The following is a 13,764-nucleotide window of genomic DNA, read 5'->3' on the forward strand; positions in this document are numbered from 1 at the left end:
CCTTTGACGTTGACGTTGCTTCGGCCTCTGCAGGTGCAGGGCGCAGCCCTGCCGCACTCCCCCCACAAAATGTGAAGGCCGCGCGGTGACGAGTTCACCGCCCCTTCGGCTAACATTCGCCCATGCCGCATACCACCACGACTCCGCCCGCATTGCAGGATGGCGACCTGCTGGCCGCCATCGACCTTGGCTCCAATAGTTTCCACATGGTCATCGCGCGTTACACGCTTGGCCAGCTGCGGGTGATCGACCGCCTGCGCGAAACCGTGCGCATGGCCGACGGCCTGGACGGCAAGGGTGGACTCTCCGCAGCAGCGCGACAGCGCGCGCTGGAGTGCCTGGCCCGGTTCGGCCAGCGCATCCGCAACGTCCCGCCACATCGCGTGCGTGCACTGGCCACCAACACCGTGCGCCAGCTGCGTTCGCCGCAGGCCTTCCTGATGCCGGCCGAAACCGCGCTCGGGCATGCCATCGAAGTGGTCAGTGGCCGCGAAGAGGCGCGCCTGATCTATCTGGGCGTGGCCCATGCGCAACCGCCCAAGCCCGACCAGCACCGCCTGGTCATCGACATCGGCGGCGGCTCGACCGAGTTCATCATCGGCAAGGGCATGCAGACCCTGGAGCGCGAAAGCCTGCAGGCCGGCTGCATCGCCAGCACCCGTCGCTTCTTCCCGGGCGGCAAACTCAGCAAGAAGCGCTGGAAGGACGCACTGGCCGAGATCGGCCGGGAGTTCCAGCCCTTCGCCAGCAAGTACCGCGCGCTGGGCTGGCAGGAGGCTCTGGGGTCCTCAGGCACCCACAAGGCCATCAGCGAGATCTGCGCGACGATGAAGCTGAGCAAGGGCGCGATCACGGCCGAGGCGTTGCCCCAGCTCCGCGATGAGCTGCTGAAGGCCAAGAAGATCGACGACATCGTGCTGCCCGGCCTGTCCAGCGATCGCCGCCCGATCATCGCCGGCGGCATCCTGGTGCTGGAGGCCGCCTTCCAGGCGCTGGGCCTGCAGAAGCTGCTGGTCAGCAAGGCGGCGATGCGCGAGGGCATCCTCTATGACATTCTCGGCCGTGCCGGTGACAACGACCCGCGCGATGAATCGGTGGCCGCCCTCACCCATCGCTATGGCATCGACACGGTGCAGGCCGACCGCGTGCAGGACACCGCACTGTCGTTGCTGGAGCAGGTGCAGGAACGCTGGAAGCTGGATGCCGATGATGCACGCATGCTCGGCTGGGCTGCACGTCTGCATGAGCTGGGGTTGATGATCGCCCACAGCGGTTACCACGTGCATGGCAGCTACGTGCTGGAGAACTCGGACATCGCCGGCTTCTCGCGGCAGGAACAGCAGATGCTGGCGACGCTGGTGCGCAATCACCGCCGCGGCATCAGCAAGACCGCCTTCGATGCCATTCCCGAGCGCCTGCTGCTGACGGCACGACGGCTGGCTGCCCTGCTGCGCCTGGCGGTACTGCTCAACCGCGCGCATGAAGACGCACCGCTGCCGGTGCTGGAGCTGACCGCCGACGACAACCGCCTGTCGCTGATCGTGCCGCAGGCCTTCATCGATGCACGGCCGCTGCTGCGCGCCGACCTGATCGGCGAGACCGAAGGCATCGCCGGGCTGGGCATCCAGTTCCGTCCGTTCGTGGTCTGAGCAGGGCGCCGGGCGCCCACGCATCGCCGTCGGCGCCCGATTACATTTCGTTACAGTCCGCGCAATCGACCGCCAATTCCTGCTGCAACGCAGCAGCAGGTTTCGGCGGCGTGCGACTCGCTCTGACGTAAACCCCTGCTTTTGTTCGCGTTTGGTGAAAACGCGTGATGCGCAACGACACAAACCGACACGCGCTCTTTACAGAGCATTAACCAACGAGACTACTATCGGGTCATCGGCTCGGTCTTGGACCTGCCGATTCCTTCGACGCCCGTTTTGGCGTCCTTTGCACGACCCGAGAGAGAGCTCGTCATGACTTCACGCACCACCGCACTGGGGCAGGCCATCCGCTACGCCCTGGCAACCACCGCGACGCTGGCTGCGCTGCCGGCGTTCGCCCAGAGCAGCAGCACCGCCTCGCCGACCAACCTGGACCGCATCGAAATCACCGGTTCGCGTATCCGCCAGGTGGACGTTGAAACGTCGCAGCCGGTACTGGCGCTGACCCGCGCCGACATCGAGCGCCAGGGTTTCAGCTCGGTATCGGACATCCTGCAGAACGTGACCGCGATGGGCAGCCCGACCATCAGCCGCGCCAACGTGCTGTCGGCCGGTGAGGATGCCGGTGGTACCTACGTGAACATGCGCAACCTGGGCACCCAGCGCACGCTGGTGCTGGTCAACGGCAAGCGCCTGGGCATCAGCACCTCGGGCTACCAGGACGTGTCGACCCTGCCCGTGTCTGCGGTCGAACGCATCGAAGTACTGAAGGACGGCGCCTCGGCCATCTATGGTTCCGATGCGATGGCCGGCGTGATCAACATCATCACCCGCACCAACGTCAACGGCGTCACCGCGAACGTCTACCACGGCCAGTACAGCGAGGGCGACGGCGCCCGTGATCGCGTCGACGTGGTTGCCGGCTGGTCCAATGACCGCTTCTCGGCCACCTTCGCCGCCGAACACTCGGAAGAAAAAGCCGTGTGGGCACGTGACCGCGGCTTCAGCCGTTACGGCAACACCGACCGCCACCCGACCGATGGCTGGACCACCAACAGCCAGTGGGGCCAGTTCTACGGCGTGAAGGGCGGCCCGGGCTGCACCAAGGCAGCCGGCTGCGACTACGCGCTCAACCGCGGCAGCGACCCGACGAACCCGGCGAACTACCACTTCACCGATCCGACCGCGTTCACCGGTGACGTCAGCAACACCAATGAACAGATGCACCTGAGCTATCCGATCAAGCGTGATTCGCTGTACTTCTCGGGCACGGCCAACATCACCGACAACGTCCGCTTCAAGGCCGAGCTGGGCTACAACAAGCGCTCCTCGACCCGCGTCACCGCCGGCTATCCGTTCGACACCGCCACCGCCAAGATCAAGGGCATGTCGGTCGACAGCTACTTCAACCCGTTCGGCAACCAGCATGGCTATGCCAAGCCCACCGATGTGAGCTGGAACCGCCGCCTGTGGGAGGTGCCGCGCACCAGCACCAGCGAGCTGAAGACCTATCGCGCCGTGGCCGCGTTCGACGGTTCGTTCGACATCGGTGAGCGCTACTTCGATTGGGAAGTGGGCTACCAGTACAACAAGAACGAACTGCGCCAGAGCACCTTCGGCAACCTGCACAAGGGTCGCGTCGAACAGGCTACCGGCAAGTCCTACCTGAACCCGGCAACGGGCAAGGTCGAGTGCGGTGCACCGGGTGCGCCGATCGCCAACTGCATGCCGTGGAATCCGCTGGTTCCCTATGGTGTGGAAAGTCCGTATGGCATGACCAACAACCAGGCCCTGCAGGACTGGCTGTTCCCGCCGGAGAACGCGACCGGCCGCACGACCTCGAAGAACGCCTTCGCCACCATCAGCGGCAGCCTGTTCACCCTGCCGGCCGGCGACCTGGGCTTCGCCTTCGGCGTCGAAAACCGCGAGGAAACCGGCAAGTTCGTACCGGACCCGCTGGCGCAGACCGGTGCCACCACCAACCTGGCCGCTGGCCCGACCGGTGGCTCGTACAAGGTGAAGGAAGCCTACCTGGAGTTGAACGTGCCGGTGCTGGCCGACCTGCCGGGTGCGCGTGAGCTGAGCTTGAACGCGGCGACCCGCTTCTCGGACTACAACACCTTCGGCAATACCCTCAACAGCAAGTTCGGCTTCAAGTGGAAGCCGATCGACCAGCTGCTGGTGCGTGGTACCTGGGCCCAGGGCTTCCGCGCTCCGACCATTTCCGATCTGTACGGCGGTGGTTCGGAAACCTTCGCCAACTTCTCCGACCCGTGTGACAGCAAGTACGGCTCGGCCCGCAGCAGCGCCGAAGTGCGTGCCCGTTGTGCACGCGACATCGCCGACGTTGCCAACTTCCGCCAGCTGGACAACCGCAACCAGCCGACCGAAGGCTCCGTCGCCGCCACGCCGACGCCGTTCACCTCCGGCTCGAACCCGGACCTGAAGCCGGAAACCTCGACCAGCCGTACCCTGGGCGTGGTCTGGAGCCCGACCTTCATCAGCAACTTCAACGTTTCGCTGGACTGGTGGAAGATCCGCATCGACGACACCATCGTCGACGACAGCCCGAACCAGATCCTGATCGACTGCTATGAGCAGGGCCTGGCCGACCGTTGCGCACGCTTCACCCGCAACGCGACCACCGGTATCGTTACCGGCCTGAAGTTCGGCAACCGCAATGCCGGCTTCATGGAAACGGAAGGTTACGACATGGACCTGACGTACCGCCTGGATACCGACTACGGCAAGCTGAGCACCTCGTGGTCGACCACCTACGTGGCCAAGGACGTCTTCCGCTCGTCCAACGACAGCACGATCGTGCCGACCGTCAACAACGGCATCGCCACCAACACCGGCATCGGCTTCCGCGTGCGTTCGAACCTGACCGTGGGCTGGGACCTGGAGAACTTCGGCGTCAGCTGGACCGCGCGTTACTATTCCAGCGTCAAGGAACAGTGCGTCAACCCGGGCAAGTACGCCGATGAGTGCCCGGACCTGAACGTTGCCGCTCCCTGGTACAAGGGCACGCGCAACTACAACGAACGTGGTTCGGTCACTTTCCACGACGTCCAGTTCCGCTACAACCTGCCGTGGGATGCCACCGTTTCAGTCGGCGCCAACAACGTGTTCGACAAGCAGGGTCCGGTCATGTACACCAAGCCGCGCTCGGTCTTCTCGTACTACGGCGGCTATGACATCGGTCGTTTCATCTACATGAAGTACACCCAGCGCTTCTGATCCACGCGCTGGCGAAACACCACGACCACGGCCCTTCGGGGCCGTGGTTTTTTTGTGCCCCTGAACTACGCAGGCAGCGCTCTGCCCGGCCGTCATCGCGCTGTCGCAAAGCGGTCATGTCGGCTACATCGCAAGGCCCGAGCATGCGTAAAACCGGAGGCCCGCCATGCGCTATGCCATCGTCACCGAAACCTACCCGCCGGAGATCAACGGCGTCGCACTGACCGTGCAGGGCCTGGAGCAGGGATTGCGCGCCGCCGGCCATGAGGTCGACCTGATCCGCCCGCGACAGGCCAGCGAAGCGCTGGAGGCGGCGCCGGATACCCTGCTGGTACCGGGCGCGGCCTTGCCGCGTTATCCCGGCCTGCGCTTCGGCCTGCCAGCACCGATCCGGCTGGGCAGGCACTGGCGGCAGCAGCGCCCGGATGCGATCTACGTGGCGACCGAGGGCCCACTGGGCTGGTCGGCGCTGCGCACCGCACGCCGCCTCGGCATTCCGGTGGCTACCGGATTCCACACCCGCTTCGACGAATACCTGCCCGACTACGGCGTGGCGTGGCTGCAGTCGGCGGCAATGCGCTGGATGCGCCGCTTCCACAACCAGGCCGACGCGACCCTGGTACCCACCCGCGAACTGCAGGAATTCCTGACCGAGCAGGGTTTCGAGCGTGTGCGCCTGCTCGCGCGAGCGGTCGACAGCCAGCAGTTCGACCCGTCGCGCCGCGACCCGGCGCTGCGCGAGGAATGGGGCATCGATGGCACGGGGCTGGCAGCGATCTACGTTGGCCGCATCGCCGCCGAAAAGAACCTCGGCCTGGCGGTGAAAGCTTTCCGCAAGCTGCAGCAGGTGCGACCTAAAGCGCGTTTCATCTGGGTCGGCGATGGCCCGGCGCGCGAGAAGCTGGCGCATGAGAATCCCGATTTCATCTTCTGTGGCATCCAGCGCGGCGATGCCCTCGCCCGACATTTCGCCAGTGGCGACCTGTTCCTGTTTCCCAGCCGCAGCGAGACATTCGGCAACGTGACCCTGGAAAGCATGGCAAGCGGCCTGGCCACGGTCGCTTTCGACTACGGCGCGGCCCGCGAGTACCTGCGCAACGGCGAGAACGGTGCGGCAGTGGATGACGACGAGCAGTTCGTGCAGGCAGCGGTTCAACTGGCTGCAGATGATGCCCTGCGCCGCGAACTTGGCGGCAACGCGGCACGGGCGATGAAGCGGCTGCACCCACAGCAGGTGGTGGCGGAGTTCGAAAACCTGCTGGCGGAACTGGCCAGCGCGCGGAGGAGCGGACATGCGCACCACGCCGCTTGAGCTGCTGGCCGGTCGCGAAGCTCGCTTGTGTCGCCGTGCCAACCACTACTGCCGACGTCGCCGTGTGCGCCGCGTCTTCTCGATCATCAGCCGGCTCGGCGATGGCGTGTTCTGGTACGTGTTGATGGGCGCACTGGTGCTCATTGATGGCTTCGATGGCCTGCGTGCATCGGTGCACATGGCTGCCACCGGCCTGGCCGCGCTGCTGCTGTACAAGGGTCTGAAACGCTGGACCCGGCGACCACGGCCGTACGCGGCTGACCTGCGCATCCGTGCCTGGGTGGCGCCACTGGATGAGTTCAGTTTCCCGTCCGGGCATACCCTGCACGCGGTGTCGTTCACCATCGTCGCGCTGGCCTACTACCCCTGGCTGGCACCGCTGCTGGTGCCGTTCACCTTCGGCGTGGGCCTGTCGCGCGTCGTACTGGGCCTGCACTACCCGAGCGACGTTCTGGCGGCCACCGGCATCGCTGCACTGCTGGCCTCGGCCAGCTTGGCCTGGCTGCCGTTGCCGGTGTGATGCCCCGCGACTGCGCAGGGCCCTGCGCTACCGGCAAAGCGATGCCCTAGAATATCCGCATGACCACGCTGTTCATCTCCGATCTGCATCTGGACCCCAGCCGTCCGGCCATCACCGACCTGTTCCTGCGCTTCCTGCGCGAGGAGGCGCCCGGCGCCGACGCGCTGTACATCCTCGGCGATCTGTTCGAAGCCTGGATCGGCGATGACACCCCATCGGCCGCAGCCGATGCGGTAGCCGATGCACTGAAGGTACTGTCCGACAGCGGCGTGCCGGTGTTCTTCATCCGCGGCAACCGTGACTTCCTGCTCGGCGAAGACTATGCCCGCCGCGCCGGCCTGCGCATCCTGCCGGACCCGTGCATGATCGAACTGTACGGCCGCCCGGTGCTGCTGCAGCACGGCGACCTGCTATGCACCGATGACATCCCCTACCAGCAGTTCCGCGCCCAGACCCGCGATCCTGTCTTCCAGGCGCAGTTCCTGTCGCAGCCGCTGGAAGCGCGCATCGCCTTCGCGCAGAAAGCGCGCGATGCGAGCCAGGCGCGCCAGTCGGAAATGAAGCAGGGCGACCGTGCGCAGTTCGAAACCGTCACCGACGTGGCCCCGGCCGAAGTGGAAGCCACTTACGCGCGCCATGGCGTGGACACGATGATCCATGGCCATACCCATCGCCCGGCGATCCACACCCTGCAGGCCGGCGGACGCAGCTGCACCCGCATCGTGCTGGGCGACTGGTACGAACAGGGCTCGGTGCTGCGCGTGGATGCCAACGGCTGGCGTCTGGATTCGCTCAGCCGCGAATGATCGATCGCAAGGTGCCAACCAAGGTTGGCATCTACCAGAGCAGGTGCACGCACTCTGGTAGACGCCGACCTTGATCGGCGCTTGGCCTCAGCGGAAGGCCGCGATGGTGGCCTTGGTATTGACCAGCACACGCTGGTTGTCGGCACTGCTGGCGATGCCCATCGGCACGCCGTTGTAGCTGATGTTCGGATTGGACCAGTAGTTCAGCCGCGGGCAGCCGGCCGAGCAGTCGTAGGCCATGATCGTGCGCCAGCGCGATCCGCTGGCCGGCTCATAGCGATAGCCATGGCCATAGGCATACGGTGACGTGCTCGGATCACTGGCGATATCGTGCCGTGCGCTCTGCAGGTGGCCGATTTCATGGGCGAACGAGTAGTAGCCGGTGGCGCAATCCCAGTACACCGCGGCAAACGCCGTCGACGCCGTGGAGCCGATGCCCGAGGCCAGTCCGCAGTAGCTGGTGTTGTTGATCAGCAGTACGCCAACGTCGGCGGCGGTGCTGTTGCGGCTGGTGTGGATGCTGTCCATGTAGCCGTCGCTGGTGCCACGGAAGCGCGACAGGTCGGTGGTGAAATTACCGGACTCGGTGTAGTTGGTGGTTTCATAACCGGCCAGCTGCAGGGTCAGGCCCACGTTGCTGTTGGTGTACCCCTGGTTGGATTCGGCGACGGCCAACTGCACCAGCGACTGCATGTTGCCACCGTAGGCGCTCACTGCAGCGTTGGTCGCCACCACCAGCACGCGGATGGTCGCCGGGCTGCCCGACGAGGCCTGCGCGGTGCCGAGGCGATCATTGGCCGGCATGGCGATCTTTGGCAACTGGTTGTAATCGGCCGGATGGTCGGCCGGCATCCGCGATTCATCCACCTCGACCAGCACGTGGCGATTGCCGAGCGGACGCAGGCGATACAGTTTGCCGTCCTTGCGGATCGAACCGGTGAGGGTATTGCCCGAGCGCACCAGGATCAGCGAGTTGCCCGGATCGTCCTGGCCATTGGACGTGGCCGCCTGCAGGCGATCGGACGGCGCGCGCAACTGGCCGTACCAGACGCTGCCACCATCCGACAGCGCCTCGACCTTGCTGCGCACGGCCTGCACCTTCTGCCCGAGCAGCTCGAATTCCAGCTGCGGCTGCGCGGTGGCGGCGGCATCGACACGCACTTCCTGTACGGCGGCGGTGGACGGGGTGGCCAGCAACCGCCCCAGTGCCGGCTCATTGGTGGCCGATGCACGACTGAGCACGGTGACCGGCTCGAACAACGGCGCCGCACTCGCGGCCGCCGCTACCGACAATCCCAACAACAGACCACCTGTCGCTTTACCTATCGATCTGGACATCATCTTGTCGCTCCTTGGAGTGAAGTAGACAGCGTTGATGCAGCACGACCCGGGGTGCCGGGTTCGGCCATCAGGCCTGCGCAGGGCGTGTGAATTCAATAGCGCTTGACAGGCAGAGTCGCGATCTGTGATCCAGCGCATCCGGGTTCAGCGAGGTCAAAAGCGTCATTACACTTCTTCAACACGTGGCTTTCGCGCTACCGTGACGCAGCCACGACAAGGGATGCACATGCCGCCAGGACAGCAGCACAGCACCGACAGCGACGAACGCGGCCTGCTGCGGATCGGCCTGTTCTTCGACGGCACCCGCAACAACGCGCACAACCTGGCGCAGGGTCACCGGCAGGTGCCGCGACCGCGCCCTGCCCTGCTCCGCGCCGATGACGATTCGACCTACCAGAGCCGGCTGACCAGCAGCTACGACAACGGCGCCACCAACATCGCGCGCCTGCACCAGTTGTATCCGGACAGCCGACGCATACCAGGCAGCGCACCTTCGCTGGCGATCTATGTTGAGGGTGTCGGCACCCGCGACGATGCCGAGGACGACCTGATCGGCCTGGCTTTCGGGATTGGCGCCAGCGGCGTGCAGGCGAAGGTGCAGCGTGCATTGCAGGTGTTGCTGCCGGAGGCACTGTCGGCACTTGCCTCGCAGTGGCGCGTGCCGCTGCACAGCGTGCAGCTGGATCTGTTCGGCTATTCGCGGGGCGCAGCCGCCGCACGCGACGTGGCCAACCACCTGCGCGGGTGGGATGCCGCGCACTGGCGGCAGCTGCTGCAGCAGGCAGGGCTTTCGTGCAGTGCCGACTTCGCCCTGCCGCGGCCGACACTGCGCTTCATCGGCCTGTTTGACACGGTGGTTGCCGTCAACGGCGGCCGCGCCGACGAGCACCCCCGCATCGCCCTGCCCGCAGGCATCGCCGAGGCTGTGTTGCAGCTCAGCGCGCGCGATGAGCATCGCCAGCACTATGCGTTGACCACGGTGGCACCGACCCATCCCGAAATCGCACTGCCCGGTGTGCACGCCAACATCGGTGGAGGCTACGACCAGGTGGAGGAAGGGCCCAAGCTGCTCAGCCGGCCGCGACGGCAGCAGCTGCGCCGGCCCGGCGTGGAGGACTACCAGACACCGCCACTGGCCCTGCTGCAGGCGACGACCGCCTACGCGGAAGCACAGGCCGACGCCGAACGCTGGCGGCAGCAGTTGGGGCTGAACCCGAAGGAAGTGTGGGTCGATGTCTGGCACCAGTGGCAGCAGCAACGACGCGCCGGCAGCCGCAGCGTGCTGATGTCGCCGGTGCTGTACGTCACCGCTGCGGTGGTCCTGCACCGGCGCATCGATTGGCGCTATCAGCTGGTTGCGCTGCAGGTGATGCAGAAGCACGCCATCGATGCCGGTGTGACCTGGACCGCCGACGCCGCCGAGGTGGCGGGTTGGGAGCTGCCCAGTGCGCTGCAGCCGATCGCGCGCCGCCTGATCGCCGGCCAGCCGCTGACCCCGACGCAGGAAGCGTTGCTGCGCCGCCGTTACCTGATGCAGTCCGCGCACTGGAACTTCGATGCGCTGGGCGATACCGCCCTGACCTACACCGCCGATGCCGGTGTCAGCGAGTTGCCGTATCGCCCCGGGCCGGGGTTGTTCTACATCAACCGACCGACGGTGGATGGCAGGCGCGTGGTGTTGCCGAACGGGTGAACGGCATCCACGCATGGCGTGGATCTACGGGATCCGCCCAGTAGATCCACGCCATGCGTGGATGAAGATCAACCGACGCCGGTCAACCCGCCTGTTCGATCAGGTTGGCGAGCTCATCCGCATCGAAACCGGCGAGCAGGCGTGCCTCGATATTGAACGGCCCGTGCAGGTAGCCGCCGGCATACTCGACCAGCAGTTCCTTGAAACGTGCACGCGGTTCGACGCCGGCGCGCTCGCAGTACCAGCGGAACCAGCGCGACCCAGCGGCAACGTGTGCAACCTCCTCGCGCAGGATCACTTCCAGCACGTCAGCGGTTTCACCGTCGCCGACGTTGCGCAGTTTGTCGATCATGCCCGGGGTCACGTCCAGCCCACGCGCTTCCAGCACGCGCGGCACCAGCGCCATGCGTGCCAGACCATCGTGCGCGGTCTTCTCGCACATTTCCCACAAGCCGTTGTGCGCAGGAAAATCGGCGTACTCATGGCCATGTGCCAGCAGGCGCTCGCGCAGCAGCATGAAGTGGCGCGATTCGTCGTCGGCGCAGCTCACCCAGTCGGCATGGAACGCCGCCGGCAGACCGCGGAAGCGGTACACCGCGTCCCAGGCCAGGTCGATCGCATTGAGCTCGATATGGGCGATGGCGTGGATGAACGCCGCGCGCCCCTCCACACCGCCCAGGCCGCGCCGGGGCACTTCACGCGGATGCACCATCAGCAGCTGCGGCGGCCGGCCCGGCATGCGGATCGGTTCGGCTGGCGGCGCATCGGCCGGTACGTTCAACCGGCCGGCGCGGAACGCAGCGGCGTAGGCCTGGGTCAGTGCGACCTTGCGCAGGGGATCGGCTTCGGCCAGGCACTGCTGCGCAGCGCGCAGCAGATTGCCGCCGACGTCAGGCACGTCGATCACCGCCTGGACCTCAGGCGCGGCGCTTGTGCTTGGCGTCGTCCGAACGCAGCTGCTGGATGCGCTCGAAGTAACCCGGCTCGATGCCCGTCGGGTAATGCCCGTTGAAGCACGACGAATCGAAGTTGCGCAGCGCCGGATTGCCTTCGCTCACCGCCGCTTCCATGTCTTCGATGTCCTGGTAGATCAGCCAGTCGCAGCCCAGGTGGGCTTCGATTTCCTCGATGCTGCGGTTGTGTGCGACCAGCTCTTCAGCGGCCGGCATGTCGATGCCGTAGATGTTGGGGTAACGCACCGGCGGCGCGGCGCTGGCCAGGTAGACCTTGCGTGCGCCGGCGTCACGCGCCATCTGCACGATCTGCTGGCTGGTGGTGCCGCGCACGATCGAGTCGTCCACCAGCAGCACCACGCGGTTGCGGAACTCCAGGTGGATCGGGTTGAGCTTGCGGCGCACCGACTTCACCCGCTCACCCTGCCCCGGCATGATGAACGTGCGGCCGATGTAACGGTTCTTGATGAAGCCTTCGCGGTACTTCACCCCGAGCACATTGGAGATCTCCAGCGCAGCATCGCGCGAGGTGTCCGGGATCGGGATGATGGTGTCGATGTCGTGGTCCGGGCGCAGGCGCAGGATCTTCTCGCCCAGCTTGATGCCCATGCGCATGCGCGCCTTGTGCACCGACACGTTGTCGATCATCGAATCGGGGCGTGCAAAGTACACGTACTCGAAGATGCACGGGGTGTGTTCGGCCGGCTCGGCGCAGATTTCCGAGAACAGCTCACCGCGCGCGGTGATCACCAGCGCTTCGCCCGGCTGCACGTCACGCACGCGCTGGAAGCCCAGCACGTCCAGCGCGGCCGACTCGGAGGCCACGATGTACTCGTCACCCTCGGCGTGGCTGCGCTTGCCCAGCACCAGCGGGCGGATGCCATGCGGATCGCGGAAAGCGACCAGGCCCAGGCCCAGCACCACGCTGACCACCGCATAGCCGCCCTTGCAGCGACGGTGCACGCCGGCCACCGCGCGGATGGCGGCTTCCGGGCTGAGTTGGCGCTGCTGTTCCAGTTCATAAGCGAACACGTTCAACAGCACTTCGCTGTCCGAATCGGTATTGACGTTGCGGCGGTCCTGCTCGAACACCTGCTGGCGCAGGTCCTCGGTGTTGATCAGGTTGCCGTTGTGGGCCAGCGCGATGCCGTACGGCGAATTGACGTAGAACGGCTGTGCCTCGTCCATGCCTTCCGAGCCAGCGGTCGGGTAGCGCACATGGGCGATACCGACACTGCCTTCCAGGGTGGACATGGTGCGTGCATCGAAGACATCGCGGACCAGGCCAGTGGCCTTCTGCACCCGCAGGCGGCTGCCGTTGACGGTGGCGATGCCCGCCGCGTCCTGGCCGCGATGCTGGAGGACGGTCAAGCCGTCATACAACTGCCCGGCGACGTTCTGGTTGCCGACGATTCCGACGATGCCACACATGATGCGAGGTCTCCGCTGGGCTGTGCCCAGTTACAAGGAAGGTGGCCGTACCTGGCCAGAGTTGTCGCCGCGTCTGCGATCGACATTGGCCGGGTCGTCCGGCTCGATGCTGCCCGGTAGTGCTGGGGCGTCCGGGCGCACTTCGGCCGGATCATATGCCTCGCCCTGTTCCGCCTTCGCAGGCCGCAGCCATCCGCTGCCCGCCACTATCTGACCGAGTACGCCATTATCGCCTGTCGCCCCCGGCTTGCCCACTCCGGCGCTGGCGCTTTTGCCAAGCTCCATCAACGCAGATGGGGACAGTGCGTCCATCGGCAAGGCCTTGGGCAGCAGGTCGGTCCCCGGTGCCTGCCAGTGCGGCAGTTTGCTGTTCATCCAGCCCACGGCCGGGTTCAGCACCGGGCGCAGCGCCGAGCCGCGCCAGGAGGGTTCAGCGGTAAGCGGGGTGAAACCGGCCAGCAGCAGCAGCACGGCCGCGATGAGGCCCCCACGCACGGCACCCAGGACACCGCCCAGCAGGCGGTCCAGGCTGCCCAGCATGTTGCGGTGGACGATGGCCTTGATGACCATGCCGATCACGGCGACGACGACCATCACGCCGATGCCGACGCTGAGGTAGCCGCCGATGAAATGCTCGCCCCCGGGCGCGGCCGGTGCAGCCCACCAGCGTGCGGCGTCATTGCCGAAGGCGAAGGCCGCCCAGGCGGCCACCAGCCACGATACGGTGCCGATGACGATGCCGACGAAGCCGCGCAGCAACCCGAGCAGGGTGGAGGCGGCGATCACGATCAGCAGCACCACGTCGATCATGGCGCCCCG

General features: G+C 66.0%; 10 protein-coding genes. 6 read left to right on the plus strand and 4 right to left on the minus strand.

Going from position 1 to position 13,764, the window contains the following annotated elements; all coding sequences use genetic code 11:
- Positions 1–122 precede the first annotated feature (122 nt).
- The 5 genes from ppx (at position 123) to lpxH (ending at position 7,527) form a co-directional block, all read left to right on the plus strand.
- Positions 123–1,649, plus strand: coding sequence for an exopolyphosphatase (ppx, locus tag GIW57_RS19265; RefSeq protein ID WP_236512377.1), 1,527 nt, complete (start codon positions 123–125; stop codon positions 1,647–1,649).
- A gap of 312 nt (positions 1,650–1,961) precedes the next feature.
- Positions 1,962–4,889 (plus strand): TonB-dependent receptor, encoded by a 2,928-nt coding sequence (locus GIW57_RS19270; RefSeq protein ID WP_236512378.1) that lies wholly within the window; start codon positions 1,962–1,964, stop codon positions 4,887–4,889.
- 166 nt (positions 4,890–5,055) lie between these two features.
- The gene (locus tag GIW57_RS19275; protein ID WP_236512379.1) at positions 5,056–6,201 is read left to right on the plus strand and encodes a glycosyltransferase family 1 protein; all 1,146 of its coding nucleotides are present in this window, start codon (positions 5,056–5,058) and stop codon (positions 6,199–6,201) included.
- The gene (locus GIW57_RS19280; RefSeq protein WP_025878111.1) at positions 6,182–6,721 is read left to right on the plus strand and encodes a phosphatase PAP2 family protein; all 540 of its coding nucleotides are present in this window, start codon (positions 6,182–6,184) and stop codon (positions 6,719–6,721) included. Before GIW57_RS19275 ends, GIW57_RS19280 begins: the two co-directional genes overlap by 20 nt.
- Before the next feature lie 59 nt (positions 6,722–6,780).
- Positions 6,781–7,527: a UDP-2,3-diacylglucosamine diphosphatase gene (gene lpxH, locus GIW57_RS19285; protein ID WP_100463280.1), complete on the plus strand. Its 747-nt coding sequence runs from the start codon at positions 6,781–6,783 to the stop codon at positions 7,525–7,527.
- A gap of 87 nt (positions 7,528–7,614) precedes the next feature.
- Here the strand turns inward: lpxH and GIW57_RS19290 are convergent, their stop codons facing one another.
- Positions 7,615–8,868 carry a zinc-dependent metalloprotease gene (locus GIW57_RS19290; protein ID WP_100463277.1) on the minus strand — a complete coding sequence of 418 codons (1,254 nt, stop codon included), beginning with the start codon at positions 8,866–8,868 and terminating at the stop codon, positions 7,615–7,617.
- A 226-nt stretch (positions 8,869–9,094) separates the two neighbouring features.
- On the opposite strand from GIW57_RS19290, the gene GIW57_RS19295 reads away from it, so the two are divergent.
- Positions 9,095–10,561, plus strand: a complete 1,467-nt coding sequence (locus GIW57_RS19295; RefSeq protein WP_100465685.1) for a DUF2235 domain-containing protein — start codon at positions 9,095–9,097, stop codon at positions 10,559–10,561.
- An 82-nt stretch (positions 10,562–10,643) separates the two neighbouring features.
- Here the strand turns inward: GIW57_RS19295 and GIW57_RS19300 are convergent, their stop codons facing one another.
- From GIW57_RS19300 to GIW57_RS19310, 3 genes are read right to left on the minus strand one after another with little or no spacing between them, the layout of a single operon-like run.
- Complete coding sequence (locus GIW57_RS19300; RefSeq protein WP_236512381.1) at positions 10,644–11,468, minus strand: ferritin-like domain-containing protein; 825 nt, start codon at positions 11,466–11,468, stop codon at positions 10,644–10,646.
- Positions 11,469–11,478: 10 nt separating this feature from the next.
- Positions 11,479–12,945, minus strand: coding sequence for an amidophosphoribosyltransferase (gene purF / locus GIW57_RS19305; RefSeq protein WP_025878104.1), 1,467 nt, complete (start codon positions 12,943–12,945; stop codon positions 11,479–11,481).
- Between the two features lie 30 nt (positions 12,946–12,975).
- Entirely contained in the window at positions 12,976–13,755 is a 780-nt protein-coding gene (locus GIW57_RS19310) for a CvpA family protein (protein WP_236512382.1), read from the minus strand.
- Positions 13,756–13,764: the final 9 nt, after the last annotated feature.

It is taken from the genome of Stenotrophomonas sp. PA-6-5C, assembly GCF_021605635.1.
Lineage (GTDB): Bacteria > Pseudomonadota > Gammaproteobacteria > Xanthomonadales > Xanthomonadaceae > Stenotrophomonas > Stenotrophomonas lactitubi.

What these genes read in the sequence shown, in the direction of transcription:
- GIW57_RS19280 (WP_025878111.1), top strand. Translation starts at nt 6,182, where the DNA reads ATGCGCACCACGCCGCTTGAGCTGCTGGCCGGTCGCGAAGCTCGCTTG.
- GIW57_RS19310 (WP_236512382.1), bottom strand. Translation starts at nt 13,755, where the DNA reads ATGATCGACGTGGTGCTGCTGATCGTGATCGCCGCCTCCACCCTGCTC.
- GIW57_RS19290 (WP_100463277.1), bottom strand. Translation starts at nt 8,868, where the DNA reads ATGATGTCCAGATCGATAGGTAAAGCGACAGGTGGTCTGTTGTTGGGA.
- ppx (WP_236512377.1), top strand. Translation starts at nt 123, where the DNA reads ATGCCGCATACCACCACGACTCCGCCCGCATTGCAGGATGGCGACCTG.
- GIW57_RS19295 (WP_100465685.1), top strand. Translation starts at nt 9,095, where the DNA reads ATGCCGCCAGGACAGCAGCACAGCACCGACAGCGACGAACGCGGCCTG.
- GIW57_RS19275 (WP_236512379.1), top strand. Translation starts at nt 5,056, where the DNA reads ATGCGCTATGCCATCGTCACCGAAACCTACCCGCCGGAGATCAACGGC.
- GIW57_RS19270 (WP_236512378.1), top strand. Translation starts at nt 1,962, where the DNA reads ATGACTTCACGCACCACCGCACTGGGGCAGGCCATCCGCTACGCCCTG.
- purF (WP_025878104.1), bottom strand. Translation starts at nt 12,945, where the DNA reads ATGTGTGGCATCGTCGGAATCGTCGGCAACCAGAACGTCGCCGGGCAG.
- lpxH (WP_100463280.1), top strand. Translation starts at nt 6,781, where the DNA reads ATGACCACGCTGTTCATCTCCGATCTGCATCTGGACCCCAGCCGTCCG.